The sequence below is a fragment of the Cupriavidus sp. GW823-FHT07A04 genome, from assembly GCF_058794615.1.
Genome location: NZ_JBXAHA010000016.1, coordinates 36,830 through 60,134 on the forward strand (window position 1 = coordinate 36,830; position 23,305 = coordinate 60,134).

The following is a 23,305-nucleotide window of genomic DNA, read 5'->3' on the forward strand; positions in this document are numbered from 1 at the left end:
CCCCCCCCCTCTCCCCCCCCCCCCCCCCCCCCCCCCCCCCCCGCCAGTCCTTCGCGCCGCCGCGCCGGGCGCTCCCGAACAGCCGCAATAGCCATAACAACCGCAATAACCGCAATAACCGCTCAACGCCGATAACGCCACCGATACAGCGACCGAGGTGATCAAAATGACCGAAGCTACCCAGACCGAAACCACCGCCGACAACAACAACAGCAGCAGCACCGCCCCCGCCAGCAAGATGGCCACCCGCAAGCGCCTGCTCGCCGCGCTGGGCCTGGCCTCCCTGATTGCTGCCGGCGGCTACGCTGGCTACTACTTCACCTACGCCGTGCATCACGAAGACACTGACGACGCCTACGTCAACGGCAACCTCGTGCAGCTCACGCCGCAGGTCAGCGGCACCGTGATCAGCGTCAACGCCGACGACACGCAGATCGTCCAGGCCGGCGAAGCCGTGGTCAACCTCGACCCGGCCGATGCGCAGGTCGCGCTGGGCAATGCCCAGGCTCAGCTCGCGCAAACGGTGCGCCAGGTCAGCGCCCTCTACGTCAACAACAACGTCTATCAAGCCGCGATCCAGCAGCGCCAGGCCGACCTGGCCAAGGCCCGCGACGACTTCCAGCGCCGCAGCCAGGTGACGGAAACCGGGGCCGTGTCCGCGGAAGACGTGGCCCACGCCCGCGACGCGGTCAAGACCGCCGAGGCCACGCTCGAAGCCGCCCGCCAGCAACTTGCCTCCAACCGCACCATGACCGACCAGACCACGGTCGCCGAGCACCCTGCCGTACAGGCCGCCGCCGCCAAGCTGCGCGACGCGCATCTCGCCCTGGCGCGCAACACGCTGCCGGCGCCGGTCACGGGCTATGTGGCGCGCCGCTCGGTGCAGGTCGGCCAGCGCGTAGCCCCGGGCGCGCCGATGATGGCCATCGTCCCGCTGGATGGCGTGTGGGTGGATGCCAACTTCAAGGAAGTACAGCTCCAGCACATGCGAATCGGCCAGCCGGTTGTGCTGCGCGCGGACGTGTACGGCAGCAGCGTGCGCTATCACGGCCGCGTGGTGGGCTTCTCCGCCGGCACCGGCAGCGCGTTCTCGGCGTTGCCGGCACAAAACGCCACCGGCAACTGGATCAAGGTCGTGCAACGCCTGCCCGCCCGCATCGAGCTCGACCCGGCGGAGCTGCGTGCGCACCCGCTGCAGATCGGCTTGTCGATGCAGGTCGACGTGGACACCAGGGACCGCAGCGGCGCGCAACTCGGCGCGGTCAAGAAAACCACCTACAGCACCAATGTCTACCGTGGCTATGGGGAGCAAGCCGATGCTGAAATCGCTCGCATCATCGCGCTGAACAGCACCTCGGGCGCATCCAGCCAGGGCGCACAGGCCACTGCGGTTGCCGCGAAGACGGCTGAAAAACCGGCCAAAGGTGCTGTCCTGTAATGCCTTGCCAGGATTTTTCTTCGTTATTTATCTGATAACTCAGATTTTTAAATAGCAATCAAATCCGGCAAGAGCCGGCCGACACCAGCCAGAGACACGTCGAGTTCACCATGGAAAACGCCAACACAGCCGAACCGCTCCAGCCCCCGCCGCTTACCGGCGGCAAGCTGGTGCTCGCCACCTTCGCGGTAGCGCTCGCCACCTTCATGAACGTGCTCGACTCGTCGATCGCCAACGTGGCCATTCCCACCATCTCCGGCAACCTCGGTGTGTCGGTGGACGAAGGCACGTGGGTCATCACGCTGTTCGCCGCCGCCAACGCGGTATCGATCCCGCTTACAGGCTGGTTGACCCAGCGCATCGGGCAAATCCGCCTGTTCGTGGGCGCCATCCTGCTGTTCGTGCTGTCATCCTGGCTGTGCGGCATTGCGCCCAACCTGCCGATCCTGCTGGCCGCGCGCGTGCTGCAAGGCGCCGTGGCCGGCCCGCTGATTCCGCTCTCGCAGGCCATCCTGCTTGGCTCGTATCCCAAGCGACGCAGTTCCACAGCGCTGGCGCTGTGGGCCATGACGGCCACCGTGGGCCCGATTGCCGGCCCGGCGCTGGGCGGCTGGATGACCGACCGCTACTCCTGGTCGTGGATCTTCTACATCAACATTCCCGTCGGCCTGTTCGCCGCCGCCGTCACCTGGATCATCTACCGCTCGCGTGAAACACCGAAGCGCGCGCTGCCGATCGACAAGGTTGGCCTGGCTTCGCTCATCACCTGGGTGGCAGCGCTGCAGATCATGCTCGACAAGGGCAAGGATCTCGACTGGTTCCATTCGTCGCTGATCGTGGGCCTGGGCGTCGTTGCGTTGATCAGCTTCATCTTCTTCGTGATCTGGGAGCTGACCGAGGAACATCCGATCGTCGATCTCAAGCTGTTTGCCGGGCGCAACTTCCTGGGCGGCACCGTGGCGATCTCGGTAGCCTACGGCGTGTTCTTCGCCAACCTGGTCCTGCTGCCGCAATGGATGCAGCAGTACCTTGGCTACCCGGCCGTGAATGCCGGCCTGGTGACCGCACCGCTGGGCATCTTCGCCGTGATACTGGCGCCGGCGCTGGGCAAGATCATGCCGCGCTCCGATGCGCGGGTGCTGGCGACCATGGCCTTTGCCGGCTTCGCCGCAGTGTTCTTCATGCGCTCGGGCTACACCACCACCGTGGACACCTGGACGCTGGTGCTGCCCACATTGTTGCAAGGCATCCCCACCGCGCTGTTCTTCGTGCCGCTGACCGCGATCATCCTGTCGGGGCTGTCACCGGACAAGATTCCGGCCGCCGCGGGCCTGTCGAACTTTGCTCGCGTGTTCACCGGCGCGGTAGGGACGTCGCTGGCCAGCACGGCCTGGAACGACCGCAATGTCCTGCACCACTCGCAACTCGCGGAGCAGGCCAGCCAGCACAACCCGGCCTTTGTGCACGCGCTGGAAGCCTTGCAGGCGACGGCCGGCTTCAGCCATGACCAGGCGATGGCGTTCTTCGAACGCAGCCTCACCACGCAAGCCGCCATGCTTGGATTGAACGATATCTTCTGGATCTCGGGCGTGATCTTCATCGCGATCATTCCGCTGATCTGGTTCACCAAGCCGGCCAAGGGCGGCAATGCTGCCGCTGGTGCGGCAGCGCATTAAAGGCGCGCGGAAGCTTGCAGGAACGGGCGGCAAACCAACCTACTTGCCTACTTGCCGCCTTGCCCCGCCGTCCCGTGGGGCTGCTCTGCCCTCCTGGCGGCCCATAGCAGCAACCACATGCCCAGCAGGCCCGAATAGATCACCAGGCCCACGCCCGCGATGCGCTGGTCGGCCAGCAGGTAGCTGGCGCAAAGGCGCGTCTCGCTATCGATGAACAGCATCCCGACGGTCAGGCCCATCCATACGTAGTTGCCGCCGATGAACAGCACCGGCGGCCACGCGCTCGCCTTGAAACCGAAATGCGCGGCGACGCCCGCTGCCACCACCAGCGCGTACTTGGCCACCAGGGTCGGAAATTCCAGCCGGCTGAGGTCCAGCGCGACGGGAAGCATCCATGCGCCGTAGGCCAGCAGGGCAAACGCCAGCAGGCTCAGCGCGTAGGGCCGCAACGCCGCCGTGATCCGCTCGCGCCGCGCGTCCGAGATCAGCCAGGGCAGCGCACAGCCCGCGCAGAACAGGCCCGGCAGCAGCACCAGCATCTGCAGCGTCATCGAGCCCTCCAGCAAGGCATGCGCACGCGGCACGCACAGCGCCACGGCTAGCGCCGCCAGCCCGCCGGCAAGACCGGCCCGGCGCGCCCGCCAATGGCGGAGCCACGGCTGCTGCACGGTGGCTTGCGGGCTCATGGCAGATGCCTGCGCGCGAAATCGTAGGCCTGCTGGTAATCGGCCAGCGTGTAGACGGCCAGCACCCGGCCATGGGCGTCAGTCACGTGCACGCCGCCGTTGTGCTCGAAGCCGCCGAGGCCGTCCGGGATAGCGATAACATCCGCGTCGCGCAGCAGCGCCTGCATGGCTGGCGTGGCGACGGGCGTGGCCACCTGCCAGCCAGGCAGTTGCGCATGGTGCTCCCTGGCATAAGCGGCAAGGCTGGCGGTGTCGTCGCCGGCGGGATCGAAAGACAGGGAAACCAGGCCAATGCGGCCGTCCATGCCATCGGCACGGATGCGGCCCTGCAATTGCTCGAACTCTGAGCCGAGCGCGCGGCACACGCTCAGGCAGCGCGTGTAGATGAAATCCACCAGGAAGAGCCGCGCGCCCTGGTCCCGCCCGGCGCCGAACAGCCGCGCGGGCTCGCCCGCTTGATTGCGCGTCTCGATGACCGGCAGCACCAGCGCGCCTTGCGCAATGCGCGTCTCGCGGCGGTCGTCCAGCGTCCAGGCGGTAAAGCCCAAGGTGAGATAGCGCAAACCCGCGACGGCCAGCACCAGCACCAGCAACAAGGCCAATGCCGGCCACGCCGGGCGAATGCGCGACAGCATGCTAGCCACCCGGCGCGCCAAGCGCGGCATCGCCGTCGAACGGTGCGGTCATGGCCGCGGTCTGCGCGCGCGCCGCCTTGACGATATCTTCCGTCATCGCCGGCGAGGTGTTGCCCCACTGGCTGCGCGCATGCGTGAGCACCGCCGCGATCTCGGCATCGCTCAACTGATCCGCGAATGCCGGCATGGCGCCGTTGTAAGTGGTGCCCTTGACCGTCAGCTTGCCGGTGATGCCGCGCAGCACGATGGAGGCAACCTTGGCGTCCTTGCCGTTGACCCATTCCGAGCCGGCCAGCGGCGGGAACACCCCCGGCAAGCCCTGCCCCGTGGCCTGGTGGCAAGCCACGCAGCGCGCCTGGAACACGGCGGCGCCATCCACGGCACCGCCAGCGGCCTTGCCGCTGCCCTGGAGATCGGCCAAGGTGCGGCGGTCGCCCAGTTCTGCCGGCGCGTTGATGGGCGCGGTGGCGATATACCAGCAGCCCCAGGCTACCAGGGCCACCACCAGCACCAGCACCACCTTGGGCATGGGTGCGCGGTTTTCATGCGGGTCCGCATTCTCGCGGGATCGGGCCGCGGCGGCCCGGCGCTTTTCCGATGGGCTGTCCATCTGTGTCTCCGGGGGGCTACGGCGCGGCCTTGGCCGCGGGCGGCGCGGGCAGGACGGCGCCGGTGCGGTTCAACGATTGCAGGTACGAAACCAGGTCGAGCGCGGTTGCCGTGGCCACCACGATCTTGCCCGGCGGATTGAAGGCCTCCGGCAGGTTGACCACCTTGTCGCCGGGGTCCGCCTTGTCCTTCACGTCGAACAGGAACGGATAGCTTGGCATGATGCTGCCGGGTACGTAGGCGCGCGGCTGGAACAGGTGGCCGAGGTGCCAGTCGGCACTCGGCTGGCGCACGCCGATGTTCATCAGGTCAGGCCCGGTGCGCATGGTGCCAAGCAAGTGCGGGTGGTCGTAGTAGTAATCGCCGGCCACCGACACCCGGCCCCAGCCACGCTTGGCGTCCGGCGCGAACGAGGCGTCGCGCGGCTGCTGCGAATGGCAATAGACGCAGCCGTTGGCGATATAGACCTCGCGCCCGCGCAGTTGCGCGGCGGAATACGGCTTGACGCCTTCGGTGGGCTTGACGTCCCGGAGTTGCAGATAGGGGATCACGACCAGCGCGCTCGTTGCCAGCGCGAGCATGGTCATGCCGCCGGCCAGCAGGGCTTTTTCATTGTTCACGATTCAGGCTCCCAGTGCCCGCTTGCGGCCTTGGTGGAACAAGGCGGGCCGGTCCCGGTTAGGTCCCAGGCCAAGGATGGCGCAGACAAAATTGGCGACGAAGAAGAGATGGCCAAGGAGCATCATGCCGCCACCGACCGAGCGCGCTTTCAGGTAAGGGATGGTGACGGCCACGGAGTCCATGAAGGGCTTGCTGGCATCGAGCATGGCATAGCCTTGCAGCGTGCCGCCGATGGACAGCCCGATGAAGTACACGCCGATGCCGGCCACCGCGAGCCAGAAGTGCGCGTAGATCAGCCAGCGGTACGGCCACTCGCGGCCGGTCACGCGCGGCACCATGAAGTAGATGGCGCCAAAGAACGCAAAGCTGACAAAGCCGTACAGTCCCAGATGCGCGTGCGCCACCGTGTAGTGCGTGAAATGGGTCACGCGGTTGACGGCCCGCAGCGCCTCGAACGAGCCTTGTGCCGAGCTCAGCGTATACATCATGCCGCCGAAGGTGACGAAGCGCAGCGTGGGCGAATCGATCAGCCGGTGGAAATGGCCGCGCATGGTCTGGTGCTGGTTGATCGAGAACGCGATCACGGGCACCAGCATCATCATGCTCTGCACGATGGACAAGGTAATCAGCCAGCCCGGCACCGGCCCGCCGATCAGGTGATGGCCGCCGACCTGGCCATAGAAGAACGCCAGCGCCCAGAAGCCCAGCAAGGACAAGCCGTAGGAGCGCACGGGCTGGCCGATGATCTTGGGCAGGAAGTAATAGATGGAAGCCAGCGCCAGCGGGGTGTAGAACAAGCCGAGCACGTTATGGCCGAACCACCAGTTCATGGTGGCCTGCTCCACGCCGAAATGCAGCCCGGGGATGTTCGCCACCAGGAACAGCACGGGGAACCAGAACAGCGCGCAGCCCATGTACCAGACCGAGACGTAGAGGTGATCCACTTTGCGGTTCACCAGCGTGAGCACCAGCGGCATGCCCACCAGCGCGCCGCCGGCCACGAGCAGGATGTCGACCTGCCACGGGATCTCCAGCCACTCCAGGCCGTCCGAGATCCCGGCCGCGATGCTCCCCAGCCCGGCAATGAGCCCGGCGTTCCACAAGGCCGCGCCGAGTACGGCGTATTTCGCGCCGGCCAGGCGCGTCTTGAGCAGGCGTGGCAGCAGGAACAGCGCGATGGACAAACCGGCCATCGGTGCCCAGCCATAGGCCACGGCGTTCAGGTGGATGGTGCGGATGCGGCCGAACGACAGCCACGGCACCGTGGCCAGCAAGTCGGGCTCGTGCAACTTGACCGAGGCCGTCAGCCCCGCCAGCGACGCCACCACCAGCCACACCATGGCGCAGCAGATGAACAGGAAGACCACGGGCGCCGAGGATTCGTCCGCGATATCGCGCGAGGTGTCGTACGCAGCGTCGCCTGCGGCCCCGTGCGGCTTGTCCGCGGCAGGGTCTTCCGGCCGCCCCGCCTCCCCGCGGTCGAAGATCACGTTGGCCGCCGCTGGCGAGGTATCGAAGAAGCCCTTCTGCATGCTCCAGATAAAGGCCGCGAGCGCGACCACCGAGAGCAGGAAGGCGGATAGCAGGATGGCGATGGTGCTCATGGGACGTTTCGGTTGCTGCCGCATCAGGCGCGTGGCGACGATTGCCGGGCGCCGGGCCACCAGCTTGGCAAAGCGCTCGACCCTGTGGATGGTTTTGTTGCGGATGTGCCGGCGGCGGCCGGCGGCCAAGGCCTCCCCCCCCCCCCCGGGGCCTTCTTCAAGATGCTCATCAAAACTTAGCTCTTTTTTTGGCGGGCGGCGTCGCCTGGGCAAAAAACGGCCTTGCCCGGGTACGTCACAGGCCCCGTCCCGTGCAGAGTAGGTAGTGAATGGCTAAGCCGTCCATAGCCACTTTCCAGATTTTTCTGGTGACCACTAGCGGGCGGGCAGGCGCGGCACCGACCCCGCCTTTGTGCAGCCAGGGCCGCGGGCGGCTTAGCGGCAAATTGTCGCGTCGCCGCGCCGTGTATCACCCCGCTGACACACCCGTATTTTATGTTGCATTTGAAATGCTTGTTTTATAGAATCGTTCACAGGTTGCTGCGGCGCACGATATGCGAATTCTGTTGGCAAGCACACGGACAAAGACCTGGAAGCACCAGCAAACACCGACAAACACCGACAAACACCAACGGCAATCCGCGTTTCATCCAACCCTTTGCGAGAGGCGTCATGCTGCCCCTGCCACAGACCCGGCCATCTGCCCGGCCACCTACGCGGCCACCAGCCGGCGCCGGATACCACGGCCACCCCGTGCTTGCGCTCGCGTTCCGGCCCTTCTATCTGCTGGCGGCGAGCTTCGCCGTGGTGGCCATCGGCGTGTGGGCAGCCATCTACCTGGGCTGGTGGCCGTGGTCTGGCGCACAGCCGGCCATCGGCGGCATGCTGTGGCATGCGCACGAGATGGTGTTTGGCTTTGCCGCCGCGGTTGTGGCCGGCTTCTTGTTTACCGCCGGCAAGAACTGGACGGGACAGCAGACGCCGCAGGGCTGGCTGCTGGGTAGTCTCGCCGCTGTGTGGGTCGCGGCGCGCGTGGCGATGTGGACCGGGCCCGCTCCTGCCGCGGCCGTGCTGGACCTCGCCTTCCTGCTGCTGTGCGCCGCCACCTTCCTGCGCGTGCTGGTGCGCGCCGGCAGCGCGCGCAACTACGGCCTTGCCGCAGCCTTGTTCCTGTTGTGGTCGCTGAACGTGGTGTTCCACCTGGCGATGGCGAGAGGCGCCGTGCACGTCGCGCTGCAAAGTGCCGATGCCGGCATCGGCCTGGTCGTCATCTTCATTACCGTGATCGGCGGGCGGGTGATCCCGATGTTCACCGCCAATACCGTGCCCGGCGTACGCATCCGGCGCTCGATGCCGGTGGAGCGCAGCGTGGTGGCGCTGACGCTGGCCGCGATGATCGCCTGCACACTGGCGCCGCGCGGCATGGCAACCGCAGCCATCGCGCTGCTAGCTGCGCTGGCGCAAGCGCTGCGGCTTGGCGGCTGGCGCTCGTGGCACACGGTGCGCAAGCCGCTGATCGCCATCCTTCACCTGGCGTATGCCTGCCTGCCGCTGGGCCTGGTGTTGCTGGCGGCATCCGCCCTGGGCTGGGCCGACCGCTCGACGGCGCTGCACGCCCTCACCGTGGGCGCGATCGGCTGCGCCATCCTGGGGATGATCACGCGCACCGCGCTGGGCCACACCGGCCGCAAGCTGGAAGCGGGTGCGATGGAGAACGCCGCCTACGCGTGCATCGGCCTGGCCGCTGTCGTCCGCGTGATCGGGCCGCTGCTGTTGCCGCAATACAAACCGTTCTGGATCGCCAGCGCGGCGGCGCTCTGGATGGCGGCCTTCGCGCTGTACCTGCTGAAATACGTGCCCTACCTGACCCGGCCCCGGGCCGACGGGCGGGAAGGTTAAGGCTTCCCGCGATGCTCGCCGAACAAGACCACGCTCCCCGCTCTTCCCACCTGCCCGCCTCAGCCTTTGGCGTTGTGCCGGGCCCGGGTAACCACCAACAAAAGATCAAGAGATGGATGTCCATTTGAGCATTCACGGCCGGCAGGGCCTTGCCGGCCAACTCTATCGACAGTTGCGGGCGGGCATCGTCGACGGCCGCCTGGCGCCGGGCGAAAGGCTGCCGTCGACCCGCGACCTTGCCACGCAGCTTGGGGTATCGCGCAAGACCACGCTCGACGTGTTCGAGCGGTTGATTGCCGAGGGCTACCTGCGCTCCCGCGCCGGCGACGGCACCTTCGTCGCGCATGAGATGACGGGCCTGGCACCATCGCCATCATCGCTGTCCCCCAGCGCCGGCTCCGGCTCGATCTGGGAGGCGCTGCCCGACACCCTTCCCCATACGCCACCCGGCGCCGCGCCAGCATTCGACTTCGTGGGCGGCGTCACCGACAAGGGCATGTTTCCCTTCGATAAGTGGCGCAGCTGCGTCAGCCACGCGCTACGCGTGCAGGCCCGCGGGCGCGGCAGCTACCGGGATCCCGCCGGCGAGCAGGAATTGCGGCTTGCGGTGTCGCGCTACCTGGCGTTCAGCCGCGCGGTGGTGAGCAACTGGCAGGAAGTCATCGTCACGCAGGGTGCGCAGCAGGCGATCGACCTGATGGCGCGGGTGGTCATCCGCCCCGGCGACGTGGTGGCAGTGGAGGATCCCGGCTATCCGCCCGCGCGCATTGCGTTTTCCGCGCTGGGCGCGCAGGTGGCTTATGTCCCCGTGGATGCGCAGGGGCTGGTAGTGGACGCCCTGCCGGACAACGCGCGCATTGTCTACGTCACGCCGTCCCACCAGTTTCCGCTGGGCATGGCGATGAGCCTGGAGCGGCGCGTGGCGCTGCTCGAGTGGGCGCAACGCCGTGGCGCGCTGGTGCTGGAGGACGACTACGACGGCGAGTACCGCTTCATGGGCCACCCGGTGGAGTCACTCAAGAGCCTGGACAAGACAGGGGTGGTGGCGTACGTCGGCACCTTCTCCAAGACGATCTTCCCCGAGTTGCGCATCGGCTACGTGATCCCCCCGGCGCCGCTGGGCGCAGCCGTGCGCAGGGCCAAGCAGGTCAGTGACTGGCACAGCTGCACCATGACGCAGACGGCGCTGGCCAGGTTCATGCTCGACGGCCACTTCGCCAAGCACCTGCGGCGCATGCGCAAGGAGTACGCCGCACGCCGCGCCGCGTTGCTTGCGCACCTGCAGGGCCCGTTGAGCCCGTGGTTCATGCCCCACGCGCCGGCCGCGGGCATCCATATGGTGGCCCACCTGAAGATGCCGCAAGATGAAACCGCGCTGATCGCGCGCGCCGCCGCCGCATCGGTCGGCCTGTATGGCATTGCAGGCATGTACGGCGGGCAGGCGCCGGTGCCTGGCATCCTGTTGGGCTACGGTGGCATCAGCGTGGCGGACATCCACGCCGGCATGGAGAAGCTGGCCGGGGCGCTAGCGGCGGACGGCCCGCCACTGGTTACCTCAAATTAGAGAAAACTGGCTATTTTGCATAGCCAGTCGCCGTCCTATTCTTGTTCCTGTCGCGCCTCCACACCGATGGCGCAAAACGCAAAGCAGGAGCAAACCATGGAACAACGTCTCGACTTCTACAAAGCCAGCCCCGCCGCCATCAAGGCCGTGCTCGGCCTGGAAGAACGCGTCGGCAAGAGCGGCCTGGAAAAACCGCTGGTAGAACTGGTGCGCCTGCGTGCCTCGCAGATCAATGGCTGCGCCTATTGCATCGACCTGCACACCACCGATGCGCGCAAGGGCGGCGAGAATGACCGCCGCCTGGCCACCCTGTCGGTCTGGCGTGAAACGCCCTTCTTCACCGACCGCGAGCGCGCCGCCCTGGCCTGGACGGAAGCCGTCACGCTGGTCGCCCAGGATCATGTGCCCGACGCTGCATGGGAAGCGGTTCGCCCCCACTTCGGCGACGCCGAGCTGGTCGACCTGACCCTGCTGATTGCCACGATCAACAGCTGGAACCGCTTCGCCATCTCGTTTCGCAAGACGCCGGCCTGAACCCGGGCCGACCTCGCCCCGGCGCCGCTCCCGCCAGCCGGGAGACCGGCGCAACGCGGGCTTACTGCTCGCCAGCGTCCTCGGCTGCCGCCTGGGAGGCCTTGGCCTTGCGCGTCACGCTCTTGATCGGGATGCCGGTCAGGGTGGCGGCGCCACCGTCGCCAAACGCCCGCGTGAGCGCCGCAGGCTTCTCCACCAGATCCTGCAGGCTATACGCGTCCAGCACCTCGAAATAAGCCCGCAACGCCGCGGACAGCACGCCGCGCAAGCCGCATACGCGGGTGATGATGCAGTGGTTGTCATCGCCCTGGAAGCACTCCACCAGGTTGAAATCCGACTCCATGGTCCGGATCACTTCGCCCACATTGATCTGCGCAGCCGGCCGGCCCAGCTCGATGCCACCTGCGCGCCCGCGCACCGTATGCAGGAAGCCGGCCTGGCCGAGCTTTTGCACGATCTTGATCAGGTGGTTCTTGGGAATGCCGAACGCATCCGCGATGTGCTGGATGGTGACCAGTTCGCCCGGATGGACCGCCACATAGATCAGGGTCCGCAGACTGTAGTCGGTGTAGTCGGTCAGTCTCATGGAAAAATCCGGTTTGCGGCGATGATGTATGGGGTAGCCAGGATGGGGCCCCGGCAGGCATTGCAGCCTCAGTGTGACGGCTGCCGCAGTCTAACATGGACCAAAGATGCATCTTTGCGCGCTGCCGCAAATTTTATGTTGCATTGCAAATGCATGTTTAATAAAATCGATTTCAAGGCGTCGCCACCTGGCCGCGTCCAGGCTGAACCGGGACTGCACCCAGCGCCGTACGCCGCCACCGCACCACGTTGCGGAGTCTTTTTTCTTTTTTGTTGCATTTTCCGCACATCTTTGGAGGTTGCCGTGCTGTCCGAACAATCGAGACCCCTGATCGACGCGAGCGTGCCCGTGCTGCGCGAACATGGCCTGGCCATTACCCAGACGTTCTATCGCAACATGTTTGCCGATCGGCCCGAGCTGACCAACCTGTTCAACATGGGCAACCAGGCCAACGGTTCGCAGCAGCAGTCGCTGGCCTCCGCCGTGTTTGCCTACGCCGCCAACTATGGCGACAACAGCGCCCTGGCACCGGTGGTCAGCCGCATCGTCCACAAGCACGCCTCGGTCGGCATCAAGCCCAGCCACTACGCCATCGTCGCGCGCCACCTGCTCGGCGCCATCGGCGAAGTGCTCGGCGATGCCGCCACCCCGGCGCTGGTCGCCGCCTGGGACGAAGCCTACTGGCTGCTCGCCGCCGAACTGATCGCCGCGGAAACCCGCCTCTACGAGCGCGCGCAAACCGGCCCCGATCACCGCCAGCCCGTGCGCATCGTCGCGCGCGAAGCACAAAGCGCCGACATCACCGCCTTCACGCTCGAAGCCGTGGGCGGCACCACGCTGGCCGACTTCCTGCCCGGCCAGTACATCTCCGTGGTGGTGGAACTCACCCCCGGCGCCTTCCAGCAGCGCCAGTACAGTTTGTCCGACGCGCCCAACGGCAAGACCTGGCGCATCTCGGTCAAGCGCGACCGCGGCAATGGCGAGGACCTGCCCGCCGGCGCGGTCTCGAACTGGCTGCACGAAAACGCCCGCGAAGGCGACGTGCTGCTGGTCAGCCAGCCCTTCGGCGACTTCGCCCCGCGCATCGAGCCCAGCACCCCCATGGTGCTGCTTTCGGCCGGCGTCGGTGTCACGCCCATGATCAGCGCGCTGAACACCGTCGCGCAGCGCAATCCTTCACGCAAGGTCGTATTCGGCCACGCCGCGCGCATGGCCTCGCACGTGGCGCACCTGAAGGACGTCAAGCATGCCGCCCGCAAGCTGCCCAAGCTGCGCACGCACTTTTTCCTGGAATCCGAGGAGCCGGCGGAATTTCTGGCGCAACCCGCCCTGCCTGGCCGCATGGATATCGATGTGATTCTGGCCGACGAAGATCTTGCGGATGCGGACTTCTACCTGTGCGGGCCGCTGCCGTTCATGCAGGCACAGCGCGCGGCACTGCAGGCGCGTGGCGTGAGGGCGGAACGGGTGCACCGGGAGGTGTTTGGGCCGGATCTGCTGGATACGCTGCTGTAACGCTGCTGTAACGCTAGAAACGAGACGGCAATGAAGCGCGCGGGGATCCCGCGTGCACGGCTTGCAGGCGCCGGCCGCCACAAGCTCTCAGGAAGCCAACCCTTGCTGCCGCGGGAACCGCAGCGCAAACCGCACCAGCCCCGGCGCGGGGCAACTGGCCATCACGCCGCCGCCGTGCAGCACCATGATGGCCTTCACGATGGCCAGGCCGAGGCCGTTGGACTCGGTGACCCGGCTGCGCGCCGCATCGCCGCGATAGAAGCGGTCGAACAGGCGGTCGAGCTGGCCTTGCGGGATGGCCTCGCCCTGGTTTTCCACCGCAACGACGATGCCGTCAGGCTCTTCGGTACTGCTCAGCCGCACCACGCTGCCAGGCGCGCCGTAGCGCACGGCATTGACCACCAGGTTGTTGATGGCGCGGCGGCACAGCAGCGGATTGGCCCAGACCGTGCCGAGTGCCTCCACTTCGAATGTCATCGCCTTCTCGTCCGCCGGCCCTTCGAAATACTCGGCGATCTTGTTGAGCTCGTCAGGCAGCGACACCGGGGCGCGCTCGATAACCAGCCCGGCATGGTCGGCCTGCGCCAGGAACAGGATGTTCTCGGCGATATGGCCGAGCCGGTTCAGCTCCTCCAGGTTGGACTCGAGGACGTCCTGGTACTCCTCCGGCCGACGCGACTGGCTCAGCGTGACCTGGGTCTGGCCGATCAGCGCGCCCACGGGCGTGCGGATCTCGTGGGCCAGGTCGGCGGAAAACTGGGACAGCCGCTCGTAGCCGTCGGCCAGCCGGTCCAGCATGGCGTTGAACGCGCCGACGAGGCCGCGCAGCTCGGCGGGAGCATCCCGCTCATCCAGGCGCACGGCGAGGCTGGCGGGGCTGATCTCGGCGGCCCGCGCGGCGATGCTGCCTACCGGCTTGAGCCCGCGCCGGATGGCGAAGAAGGCGAGCGCGGTCGCCGCCAGCATGCCGACCAGCGCGGCCAGCACCACGCGGTCGCGGTAGGCGGCGAGCATCCGCACTTCGTTGCTCATCGGATGCGCGGCGATCACCTCGACCACGCCGCCATCCTCGCTGGAGCGCGCCATCGCGGCCGCCCAGTGCACCGGCACGCCGTTGTCCAGCCGGGTGCGCAGGATGCTGGCCGCGCTCAGGCCGGCGCCGTCGCCCGGCGGGGATGCCTCAAGCTTTGCCGGCACCGGCAGGTTGTCCGGGTTGACGTGGATAAACGGCGGTTCGCCCGGCTTGCGGAAAATCAGCACGTCGCGCTCGGCGCCGAGCATGGATTCGAACAGCAAAGGCCGGTCCTTGAGCTCGCCGACGGTGTACACATCGCTGGCCAGCCGGCGGAAATGCGCCACGCGCCCGATCAGTTGCAGATCGGCGCGGGCCTCCATCGAGGTCTTGACGGACTGGTAGAAATACGCGCCCAGCGCGCCGATCACCACGCAGGCAATCGCGGCGAACGACAACGTCGTGCGCGCGGTCAGCGAGCGCGAGGACCAGGCTTTCACGCGCCCTCGCCGAAGGTATAGCCGATGCTGCGCACGGTATGGATAAGCTTCTTGTCGAAGGGCTGGTCGACCTTGGCGCGCAGCCGCTTGATGGCCACGTCAACGACGTTGGTGTCGCTGTCGAAGTTCATGTCCCACACCTCGGCGGCAATCAGCGTGCGCGACAGCGCCTCGCCCTGGCGCTTGACCAGCAGGTGCAGCAGCAGGAACTCCTTGTTGGTCAGCACGATCTCCACGCCCTGGCGCGTCACCTTGCGGCGCAGGACATCGAGCTTGAGGTCGGCGAATTCGAACAGCTCCGCCTCGCGCACCACGCCGCGGCGCAGCAGCGTGCGGATGCGCAGCACCAGCTCGATGAACGAAAACGGCTTGACGAGGTAATCGTCGGCGCCGAGCTCAAGCCCGTGGATGCGGTCGTTGACATGGTCGCGCGCGGTCAGAAAGATCACCGGCAGGTCGCGCCGCGCGCGCAGCGTGCGCATGATTTCCCAGCCGTCGATGCCCGGCAGCATCACGTCGAGCACGACGAGGTCGTAGGCGTGCTCCAGCGCCATGTGCAGACCGTCCGTACCGGTGCGCGCGAGATCCACGGCGTAGCCGCTTTCACGCAAACCCTTCTTGAGGTAATCGCCGGTCTTGGGGTCGTCTTCGATGACGAGGATGCTCATGATGCGCAATGCCATTCAACGGTATGCCGCCATTCTAGCGGTGGCCGGAGCCCCGATTCATGACATTTTGGTCATCAAAAAGTCATCCGAGCGACCCGGCCATCACCCTAACCTACGTAGCACTTTCCACGCACCAGGAGTTCCAGGATGAAGATCGTTTCGCGTAATTTGACACGTACCTTGGTGGCCCCGGCGCTGCTCGCCGGCGCCATGTTTGCCGCAGCGCCCGCGGTGCTGGCGCAGCCCGCTCCCGCCGCCACGCCTACCGGCGTGCGCGGCACCGTGACCGCCTTCGCCGGCGACACGCTGAAGGTGCGCACGCGCTCGGGACAGGACCTGGAAGTGGGCCTGACCAAGGACACCGCGGTGCGCGCGGTGACGCTGGCCAAGGTCGATGAGATCAAGCCCGGCAGCTATATCGGCTCGGCCGCCGTGCCGCAGGCGGATGGCTCGCTCAAGGCGCTCGAGGTGCACGTGTTCCCGCCGAGCATGCGCGGCAGCGGCGAAGGCCATCGTGCGTGGGACCTCGGCAAGAACAGCAGCATGACCAACGGCACCGTGGGCAACGTAGTGGTCAGCAACGGCCGCACCATCACCGTGAAGTACCCCGACGGCGAAAAGCGCATCGTGATCCCCAACGACGTGCCCATCGTCAACCTGGAGCCCGGCGACCGCTCCTTGCTGGTCCCCGGCGCGCATATCGTGCTGTTTGCCAGCAAAGGCGCCGACGGCGGGCTGACCGCGCGCTTTATCTCGGCCGGCAAGGAAGGCGTGGTGCCTCCGATGTAAGACCCGCCCGGGCCGGCGCCGTCCGGCCTGGATCCTTGCTGTCCCGCCAACGTTCCCCGTCATGCGCAAGCTCCCCTCCTCCTCACCCGCGCGGCGCGCCATCGTCCATCCGCTGGTCGTGCGCGCCACGCACTGGATCAACGCCTTCGCCATGGCCTGCATGGTGATGAGCGGCTGGGCGATCTACAACGCCTCGCCGCTGTTTCCCTTCAAATTTCCGGCCTGGGCGACGGTAGGCGGCTGGCTGGGCGGCGCGATCGCATGGCATTTCGCGGCCATGTGGCTGCTGGCCGCCAATGGCCTGGTCTACCTGGCTTATGGCCTCGCCACGCGGCATTTCCGGCGCCACTTCCTGCCGCTGAGCGCGCGCGGCGTCCTGCGTGACGCGTCGCTTGCCATCCGGCTGCGCCTGCCGCATCGGCCCGGCGCCTACAACGCGGTGCAGCGGCTGATGTATGTGGCGGTGCTGCTGCTGGGCGTGCTGGTGGTGGCGTCCGGGCTGGCCATCTGGAAGCCCGTGCAGCTGGACTGGCTGGCGACGCTGTTTGGCGGGTTCGACACGGCGCGCCATGTGCATTTCCTTGCCATGGCGGGGATCGTGGGTTTCGTCGTGATTCACCTGGCGCTGGTCATCCTGGTGCCGGCCACCTTGTTGCCAATGTTGACCGGACGCGCCGGGCGCGCTGGCCATGGAGATGTCGAAGCATGAGCGCCCCCAACGATGACAAGCGGATCGTCATGCCGGCCTCGGAGCCGGCAAGCGCGGCTGATTTCAAGCCCCAGCTCGTGCAACTCCAGCGGCGCCTGTTGCTGCGCTCCTCGCTGTCGCTGGGCGCCCTGTCCATGCTGGCGGGCTGCACCTTGCAGGATGGCGATGCCGTGGACAAGGTGCTGTGGTCAATGTCGCGCTGGAACGATCGCGTGCAAGCCTGGCTGTTCAACCGCAACCGGCTCGCCCCCACCTACGCGCGCAGCCAGATCACGCAGCCCTTCCCGTTCAACGCCTTCTATCCTGAGTACGACGTGCCGGAGGTCGACGGTGCCGGCTACCGCCTCGAAGTCTCCGGGCTGGTCGCCGACAAGCGCGCATGGAGCCTGGCGCAACTGCGCGCGCTGCCGCAGGCGGGGCAGATCACGCGGCATATCTGCATCGAAGGCTGGAGCGCGATCGGCGAATGGCACGGCGTTGCGCTGCGCACCTTCCTGGAACGCATCGGCGCGGACACCACCGCCCGCTATATCGGCTTCAAATGCGCGGACCGCTATTACTCCAGCCTCGACATGGAAACCGCGCTGCACCCGCAGACCATGCTGGCGCTGGATTTCGGCAGCGAGCCGCTACCCGCCCGCTATGGCTACCCGCTCAAGCTACGGGTGCCGACCAAGCTCGGCTTCAAGAACCCCAAGCATATCGCCGCGCTCTTCGTGACCAACGAGAATCCGGGCGGGTACTGGGAAGACCAGGGGTATAACTGGTTTAGCGGGCTGTAGGACAAGAACGCACCGCTGCCTGCAAGTGACGACCCCTGGGTGATGCACGGTACGCCGGGCACCAAACACGTTGCCTGGTGTACGCATTGCCGCACCTGGCGAGCGCGCCAAGCATTCCCACCATCGCCGCACATGGGTAATATCAAGGTCATGCGTGCCGCCACCCTGGCCGTGGCGCAGTCTGATTAGCGCAAGCCCGCCTGATCTCCCGCCGCGGGCACCGGCATGCGAACGAGGGAGACCATGGCTTCAGTGGCTTCAGTGGCTTCAGTGGCATCAGGCGGCAGCCCCTACCGGCAACTCTGGCACCTCACATCCGAAGGATGGGGCTACTGCGCGCTCGGCACCTTCAGCCACGATGGCCTGCCCCCGGAATGGCGCGCCGTGCTGCCCATGCTGCCGCTGCGCGACCGCTACTCCCCCGTGAAAGCCGCGCGCATGGTGCTGGTCACCATGCAGATCCGCGGCGCGGCGCCGGCATCGGCCAGGCAATCGGATCCGCAGCGGCCGTTGTATTACGTTTATCAGGCCTGGAGTACACGGCGGATGACTTGAGGCAAGTCGTCTTAGCGATCCTCTCGGGTATGCCACACCCGCAGCACGTAGATTGTCGAATCCCGAATCTCATAGCGCATCTCATAATGCCCCGCAAGAATCCGCCGCACCTCGCGGGGCTCGAATTCATCAAGCTGCTCACCGATGCGTGGGTGAGCCAGGAAATTTGCAGGTGCCGCCGCGAGCGCCTGGACGGTTCGCGCAGCTGCCAGCTTATTCACGGGGGCCAAAAACTTGGCGAGCGCCTTGCTGGTCCACTTCAGGTCCATCAACATCAGCGCGAGACCGGCGGGGGCGTGTCCGTGCTAAGACCGTCGGCCCAAGCCTGAACGGCCTGATGATCGATAACGCGACCTGCATCCACGTCGGCTAAGGCCTCACGTGTCAGACGGCTGCGCTCTTCCTCCTGATCGATCCAGGCAGATAGGGCCTGCTTCATGATCCAGCCGCGCGAGCGCTCCAGGCGGGCCGCCAACTGATCGACCTTCTCGGCCAGTGGCAACGGCACATGCACGGTCAGCACCTTGGTTTCGGTCTGTGCCATATGTAGTCCTTTTCGATGCGGGTTGAATCACAGTGAATCATAGCGATTCATGATAGCGCGTCCAAACCGAAGGTCTTGTTTGGGCATTTTTCAGCACTTATCTGTGTCACCCGCTGAGCGCGCACGGAAATGCAGCCTGCCTGAGGCAGCCAACCCGCTCAGTGAATCCCGCATCGACAAAAGGAAAAGCCCGCGCGAAGCGGGCTTTTCCTTTCTACAGCGCGAAAAACAGCAGGCCGTTCAACCCACCCACTTGCGCGCGTTGCGGAACATGCGCATCCACGGGCTGCCGCCGTCTTCCACCTGCTTCCAGGCGTCCGGCGCCCAGCTCATGGTGGCGGTGCGGAACACGCGCTCTGGGTGCGGCATCAGCACGGTGAAGCGGCCATCGGTGGTGGTCACCGAGGTAATGCCGTCGGGCGAGCCGTTCGGGTTCAGCGGGTAGGTTTGCGTCGGCGCGCCGTGGTTGTCCACGAAACGCAGCGCCACCTGGGCCTGGCTCTTGTCGCCTTGCTGCGAGAAGTCGGCGAAGCCTTCGCCGTGCGCCACCACGATGGGGATGCGGCTGCCTTCCATGCCGGCGAAGAAGATCGACGGCGAGGATTGCACTTGCACGGTGACGTAGCGCGCTTCGTACTGCTCCGACTGGTTGCGGGTGAACTTGGGCCATGCGCCCGCGCCGGGGATGATCGGGGCGAGGTTGCTCATCATCTGGCAGCCGTTGCACACGCCCAGCGCGAAGGTGTCCTGGCGGTTGAAGAAGGCCGCGAACTGCTCGGCCATCTGCGCGTTGAACAGGATGGTCTTGGCCCAGCCTTCGCCGGCACCCAGCACGTCGCCGTAGCTGAAGCCGCCGCAAGCGACAAAGCCGGAGAAGTCGGCCAGGTTGGCACGCCCGGCAATCAGGTCGCTCATGTGCACGTCGTGCGTGTCGAAGCCGGCGCGGTCCATGCTGTACGCCATTTCGATCTGCGAGTTGACGCCCTGCTCGCGCAGGATCGCCACGCGCGGACGCGCGCCGGTGGCCACGAACGGTGCGGCGATGTCTAGTGCCGGATCGAAGGTCAGCACCGGCGAGATGCCCGGGTCCGCCGCGTCGAGCACGCGATCGTATTCGCTGTCGGCGCAAGCCGGGTTGTCGCGCAGGCGCGCGATGCGCCAGCTGACTTCGCTCCAGGTGCGCTGCAGCTCGCTGCGCGCGGCGCCGAAGACCTTCTTGGCGTCGCGGTAGATCTCGATCTGGTCGGTGGCATTGGGCTTGCCCACCACGTGGCTGCAGGCCGACAGGCCGACTTCGCGCAGCACGGCGAACACGGCATCGCGCTCTTCCTGGCGTACCTGGATCACCGCGCCGAGCTCTTCCGAGAACAGCGCGCGCAGGGTCTGCTCGTCGCGGCGGCCGGAGATTTGCTGCGCCCAGTTCTTGGCGTCGCCGAAGTCCTGCTCCTGGACCGGGTCCAGCGCCAGCATGTCGACGTTGAGCGACAGGCCGCAATGGCCGGCAAAGGCCATTTCCGCCAGGGCAGCCATGAAGCCGCCGTCGGAACGGTCGTGATAGGCCAGCAGCTTGCCCTCGCGGTTCAGGCGCTGGATCACGTTGAAGAAGTTCTTCAGGTCTTCGGCGCTGTCCACGTCCGGCGCGGTGTCGCCTACCTGCTGCGTCACCTGGGCCAGGATGCTGCCGCCCAGGCGGTTCTTGCCGCGGCCGAGGTCGATGGCGATCAGCACGCTGTCGCCCGCATCGGTGCGCAGTTGCGGGGTCAGGGTGCGGTCGGTGTCATCCACGGCGGCAAACGCCGAGATGATCAGCGAGACCGGTGCGACCACTTCCTTGTCGACGCCGTCGTCCTGCCACTTGGTGCGCATGGACAGCGAATCCTTGCCCACCGGGATGCTGATGCCCAGCGCCGGGCACAGTTCCATGCCAACCGCATGCACGGTGTCGTACAGCTTGGCGTCTTCGCCGTCCACGCCGCAGGCGGCCATCCAGTTAGCGGACAGCTTGACCTTGGCCAGGTCCTTGACCGGCGCGGCGGCCAGGTTGGTCAGCGCCTCGCCGATGGCCATGCGGCCCGAGGCGGGGGCGTTGATCACGGCTAGGGGCGTGCGCTCGCCCATGGTCATGGCTTCGCCGGCCCGGCCCTTGTAGTCGAGCGTGGTCACCGCCACGTCGGCCACCGGCACTTGCCAGGGGCCGACCATCTGGTCGCGCGCATTCATGCCGCCAACCGTGCGGTCGCCGATGGTGATCAGGAACGACTTGCTGGCCACGGTCGGGTGGCGCAGCACGTCGCGCACGGCCTTGTCCAGCGCGATGCCGGTCACGTCCACCGGGGGCAGGCTTTGCGCCACGTGCTTGACGTCGCGGTGCATGCGCGGCGGCTTGCCCAGCAGCACGTCCATCGGCATGTTCACGGCATAGTGTTCCTTGAGCGCCGCGTCGACATGCGCATCGACCAGTTGCAGCTGCTGCTCTTCGGTGGCGATGCCCACCACGGCAAACGGCGAACGCTCGCGCTGGCACATGGTCTGGAACAGCGGGAAGGACTCCGGCGCCACCGCCATCACATAGCGTTCCTGCGACTCGTTGCACCAGATCTCGGCCGGGCTCATGCCCGACTCTTCCAGGTGCACCTGGCGCAGGTCGAAGCGCGCGCCGCGGCCCGCGCCGTCCACCAGCTCGGGGAAGGCATTGGAGATGCCGCCCGCGCCCACGTCGTGGATCGACAGGATGGGGTTGTCGTCGCCGAGCTGCCAGCAGGCGTTGATGACTTCCTGCGCGCGCCGCTCCATTTCCGGGTTGCCGCGCTGGACCGAATCGAAGTCCAGGTCGGCGGTATTGGTGCCGGTCGCCATCGAGCTGGCGGCGCTGCCGCCCATGCCGATGCGCATGCCCGGGCCGCCCAGCTGGATCAGCAGCGAGCCGGCCGGCAGCGCCTTCTTGTGCGTGTGGCCGGCGTCGATGTTACCGATGCCGCCGGCGATCATGATCGGCTTGTGATAGCCGCGCACGGTGCCGCCCACGTTTTGCTCGTAGACGCGGAAGTAACCGCCCAGGATGGCGCGGCCGAATTCATTGTTGAACGCGGCGCCGCCGAGCGGGCCTTCGGTCATGATTTGCAGCGGCGAGGCGATGCGGTCCGGCTTGCCGGTCACGCTCACCTTGTCGTCCGGGTTGCGGTGCGCCACCGGCTGGGCGGCGTCACGCGCGTTTTCCCAGCCTTCCACGGCGTCGGGCAGCATCAGGTTGGAGACCGTGAAGCCGGTCAGGCCAGCCTTGGGCTTGCCGCCACGGCCGGTGGCGCCTTCGTCGCGGATTTCACCGCCGGCGCCGGTGGAGGCCCCGGGGAACGGCGAGATGGCGGTCGGGTGGTTGTGCGTCTCCACCTTCATCAGCGTGTGGGTCAGCGCCTCATGGCGGCCGTACTTCTGCTCGGTGCCGCGCGGGAACCAGCGCTCAGCCACATCGCCTTCCATCACCGCGGAGTTGTCCGAGTACGCCACAATCGACCCTTGCGGGTTGAGCTGGTGGGTATTACGGATCATGGCGAACAGGGATTTGTCCTGCTGCACGCCGTCGATGGTCCAGGTGGCGTTGAAGATCTTGTGGCGGCAGTGCTCGCTGTTGGCCTGCGCGAACATCATCAGCTCGACGTCGGTCGGGTTGCGCTCCAGCTTGGCGTAGGCGTCGACCAGGTAGTCGATCTCGTCTTCCGACAGGGCCAGGCCCATTTCGGTATTGGCTTGCGCCAGCGCGGCGCGGCCACCGGAGATGTCGATGAAGCGCAGCGGCTTGGCCGGCAGTTCCTGGAACAGGCCGGCGGCGTCTTCACGCGAAGCCACCACGCTTTCGGTCATGCGGTCGAACAGGTGGGCAGCCACCGCGGCGCGCGTGCCGGCATCCAGCGTCTTGCGCCCACGCAGCAGGCCCTTCTTGCAGATCACGGTGATCTCGATGCCGCGCTCGATGCGGTGCACGTGCTCGAAGCCGCAGTTGTGCGCGATGTCGGTCGCCTTGCTGGCCCACGGCGAGATGGTGCCGAAGCGCGGAATCACCACAAAGCGATCACCGTCGGTTTGTGCCTCGAAAGGCGCGCCATAGGTCAACAGCGCGGCGATGCGGGCGCTGTCGTCTTGCGATAGCGGCACGTCGGTGTCGACAAAATGCAGGAACTGGCCGTGCACCGACTCGATGTCGGCGTCGATCTGCTTGAGGGCGGTGAGCAGGCGTTGCTGGCGAAAGGCGGAAAGCGCCAATGCACCGGGGAAGCACGAGAAATGCGCCATGGTCTGAGCGGTCGGGAGGGCAGGAGGTAGGGGCTGCTACCGGCCGGCGCCGCTGGTTGGGGCGCCGTGCTGGCGGGAAACCGGGATTATACCTTGTCGAGAGGGGGTTCCCGCGTTGCAGCAGAGGTGGCTTGACGGACAAAAGGTGGTGG

General features: G+C 66.6%; 22 protein-coding genes (1 of these 22 only partly in view). 11 read left to right on the forward strand and 11 right to left on the reverse strand.

Translation table 11 applies throughout. The annotated features are described in order from the left end of the window. The 3 genes from AC1Q7Q_RS26035 to AC1Q7Q_RS26045 all read left to right on the forward strand — a co-directional run. Positions 1–91, forward strand: partial view of an efflux transporter outer membrane subunit gene (locus AC1Q7Q_RS26035; RefSeq protein ID WP_492387234.1) — the end only. It extends 1,523 nt beyond the left edge of the window; only the last 91 of its 1,614 coding nucleotides appear in the window; its start codon lies beyond the left edge, outside the window; its stop codon occupies positions 89–91. Between the two features lie 75 nt (positions 92–166). Continuing rightward, the gene (locus AC1Q7Q_RS26040; protein WP_492370625.1) at positions 167–1,438 is read left to right on the forward strand and encodes an HlyD family secretion protein; all 1,272 of its coding nucleotides are present in this window, start codon (positions 167–169) and stop codon (positions 1,436–1,438) included. Between the two features lie 110 nt (positions 1,439–1,548). Beyond that, the gene (locus tag AC1Q7Q_RS26045) at positions 1,549–3,114 is read left to right on the forward strand and encodes a DHA2 family efflux MFS transporter permease subunit (RefSeq protein ID WP_492370626.1); all 1,566 of its coding nucleotides are present in this window, start codon (positions 1,549–1,551) and stop codon (positions 3,112–3,114) included. Between the two features lie 47 nt (positions 3,115–3,161). Here AC1Q7Q_RS26045 and AC1Q7Q_RS26050 read toward each other — a convergent pair whose 3' ends face one another. From AC1Q7Q_RS26050 to AC1Q7Q_RS26070, 5 genes are read right to left on the reverse strand one after another with little or no spacing between them, the layout of a single operon-like run. Beyond that, positions 3,162–3,800 (reverse strand): hypothetical protein, encoded by a 639-nt coding sequence (locus tag AC1Q7Q_RS26050; RefSeq protein WP_492370627.1) that lies wholly within the window; start codon positions 3,798–3,800, stop codon positions 3,162–3,164. Then, a complete protein-coding gene (locus AC1Q7Q_RS26055; protein ID WP_492370628.1) occupies positions 3,797–4,435 on the reverse strand; it encodes an SCO family protein in 639 nt (212 codons plus the stop codon). Before AC1Q7Q_RS26055 ends, AC1Q7Q_RS26050 begins: the two co-directional genes overlap by 4 nt. A 1-nt stretch (position 4,436) precedes the next feature. Beyond that, positions 4,437–5,045, reverse strand: a complete 609-nt coding sequence (locus AC1Q7Q_RS26060; RefSeq protein ID WP_492370629.1) for a c-type cytochrome — start codon at positions 5,043–5,045, stop codon at positions 4,437–4,439. A gap of 16 nt (positions 5,046–5,061) precedes the next feature. Further along, positions 5,062–5,664: a cbb3-type cytochrome c oxidase subunit II gene (locus AC1Q7Q_RS26065; RefSeq protein WP_492370630.1), complete on the reverse strand. Its 603-nt coding sequence runs from the start codon at positions 5,662–5,664 to the stop codon at positions 5,062–5,064. 3 nt (positions 5,665–5,667) lie between these two features. Continuing rightward, positions 5,668–7,269 carry a cbb3-type cytochrome c oxidase subunit I gene (locus AC1Q7Q_RS26070; protein WP_492370804.1) on the reverse strand — a complete coding sequence of 534 codons (1,602 nt, stop codon included), beginning with the start codon at positions 7,267–7,269 and terminating at the stop codon, positions 5,668–5,670. A 612-nt stretch (positions 7,270–7,881) separates the two neighbouring features. Here AC1Q7Q_RS26070 and AC1Q7Q_RS26075 point away from each other — a divergent pair. From AC1Q7Q_RS26075 to AC1Q7Q_RS26085, 3 genes are all read left to right on the forward strand, one after another. Beyond that, positions 7,882–9,108 (forward strand): NnrS family protein, encoded by a 1,227-nt coding sequence (locus AC1Q7Q_RS26075; RefSeq protein ID WP_492370631.1) that lies wholly within the window; start codon positions 7,882–7,884, stop codon positions 9,106–9,108. A gap of 112 nt (positions 9,109–9,220) precedes the next feature. Continuing rightward, entirely contained in the window at positions 9,221–10,672 is a 1,452-nt protein-coding gene (gene pdxR, locus AC1Q7Q_RS26080; RefSeq protein WP_492370632.1) for a MocR-like pyridoxine biosynthesis transcription factor PdxR, read from the forward strand. Positions 10,673–10,768: 96 nt separating this feature from the next. Continuing rightward, entirely contained in the window at positions 10,769–11,206 is a 438-nt protein-coding gene (locus tag AC1Q7Q_RS26085) for a carboxymuconolactone decarboxylase family protein (protein ID WP_492370633.1), read from the forward strand. A 61-nt stretch (positions 11,207–11,267) separates the two neighbouring features. On the opposite strand, the gene AC1Q7Q_RS26090 is transcribed toward AC1Q7Q_RS26085, so the two are convergent. Then, positions 11,268–11,792 (reverse strand): RrF2 family transcriptional regulator, encoded by a 525-nt coding sequence (locus AC1Q7Q_RS26090; protein WP_492370634.1) that lies wholly within the window; start codon positions 11,790–11,792, stop codon positions 11,268–11,270. 303 nt (positions 11,793–12,095) lie between these two features. Between AC1Q7Q_RS26090 and AC1Q7Q_RS26095 the strand changes: the two genes are divergently transcribed. Beyond that, positions 12,096–13,307: a globin domain-containing protein gene (locus AC1Q7Q_RS26095; RefSeq protein WP_492370635.1), complete on the forward strand. Its 1,212-nt coding sequence runs from the start codon at positions 12,096–12,098 to the stop codon at positions 13,305–13,307. An 87-nt stretch (positions 13,308–13,394) separates the two neighbouring features. Here AC1Q7Q_RS26095 and AC1Q7Q_RS26100 read toward each other — a convergent pair whose 3' ends face one another. Further along, positions 13,395–14,819 carry a heavy metal sensor histidine kinase gene (locus tag AC1Q7Q_RS26100; protein ID WP_477133685.1) on the reverse strand — a complete coding sequence of 475 codons (1,425 nt, stop codon included), beginning with the start codon at positions 14,817–14,819 and terminating at the stop codon, positions 13,395–13,397. Then, positions 14,816–15,487 carry a heavy metal response regulator transcription factor gene (locus tag AC1Q7Q_RS26105; RefSeq protein ID WP_150985778.1) on the reverse strand — a complete coding sequence of 224 codons (672 nt, stop codon included), beginning with the start codon at positions 15,485–15,487 and terminating at the stop codon, positions 14,816–14,818. Before AC1Q7Q_RS26105 ends, AC1Q7Q_RS26100 begins: the two co-directional genes overlap by 4 nt. A 147-nt stretch (positions 15,488–15,634) precedes the next feature. Here AC1Q7Q_RS26105 and AC1Q7Q_RS26110 point away from each other — a divergent pair, with 147 nt between their 5' ends. The 4 genes from AC1Q7Q_RS26110 (at position 15,635) to AC1Q7Q_RS26125 (ending at position 18,322) form a co-directional block, all read left to right on the forward strand. Continuing rightward, positions 15,635–16,276: a hypothetical protein gene (locus tag AC1Q7Q_RS26110; protein ID WP_492370636.1), complete on the forward strand. Its 642-nt coding sequence runs from the start codon at positions 15,635–15,637 to the stop codon at positions 16,274–16,276. A 61-nt stretch (positions 16,277–16,337) separates the two neighbouring features. Further along, on the forward strand, positions 16,338–16,985 hold the full coding sequence (locus AC1Q7Q_RS26115) for a cytochrome b/b6 domain-containing protein (RefSeq protein WP_492370637.1): 648 nt from the start codon (positions 16,338–16,340) through the stop codon (positions 16,983–16,985). Positions 16,986–17,014: 29 nt separating this feature from the next. Further along, positions 17,015–17,767: a molybdopterin-dependent oxidoreductase gene (locus tag AC1Q7Q_RS26120; protein WP_492370805.1), complete on the forward strand. Its 753-nt coding sequence runs from the start codon at positions 17,015–17,017 to the stop codon at positions 17,765–17,767. A 243-nt stretch (positions 17,768–18,010) separates the two neighbouring features. Further along, a complete protein-coding gene (locus tag AC1Q7Q_RS26125; protein ID WP_492370638.1) occupies positions 18,011–18,322 on the forward strand; it encodes a hypothetical protein in 312 nt (103 codons plus the stop codon). Positions 18,323–18,333: 11 nt separating this feature from the next. On the opposite strand, the gene AC1Q7Q_RS26130 is transcribed toward AC1Q7Q_RS26125, so the two are convergent. From AC1Q7Q_RS26130 to purL, 3 genes are all read right to left on the reverse strand, one after another. Beyond that, on the reverse strand, positions 18,334–18,591 hold the full coding sequence (locus AC1Q7Q_RS26130; protein ID WP_492370639.1) for a type II toxin-antitoxin system RelE/ParE family toxin: 258 nt from the start codon (positions 18,589–18,591) through the stop codon (positions 18,334–18,336). A gap of 5 nt (positions 18,592–18,596) precedes the next feature. Then, positions 18,597–18,866, reverse strand: coding sequence for a CopG family ribbon-helix-helix protein (locus AC1Q7Q_RS26135; protein WP_492370640.1), 270 nt, complete (start codon positions 18,864–18,866; stop codon positions 18,597–18,599). Between the two features lie 240 nt (positions 18,867–19,106). After that, positions 19,107–23,153 (reverse strand): phosphoribosylformylglycinamidine synthase, encoded by a 4,047-nt coding sequence (gene purL, locus AC1Q7Q_RS26140; RefSeq protein WP_492370641.1) that lies wholly within the window; start codon positions 23,151–23,153, stop codon positions 19,107–19,109. Between the last annotated feature and the right edge of the window lie 152 nt (positions 23,154–23,305).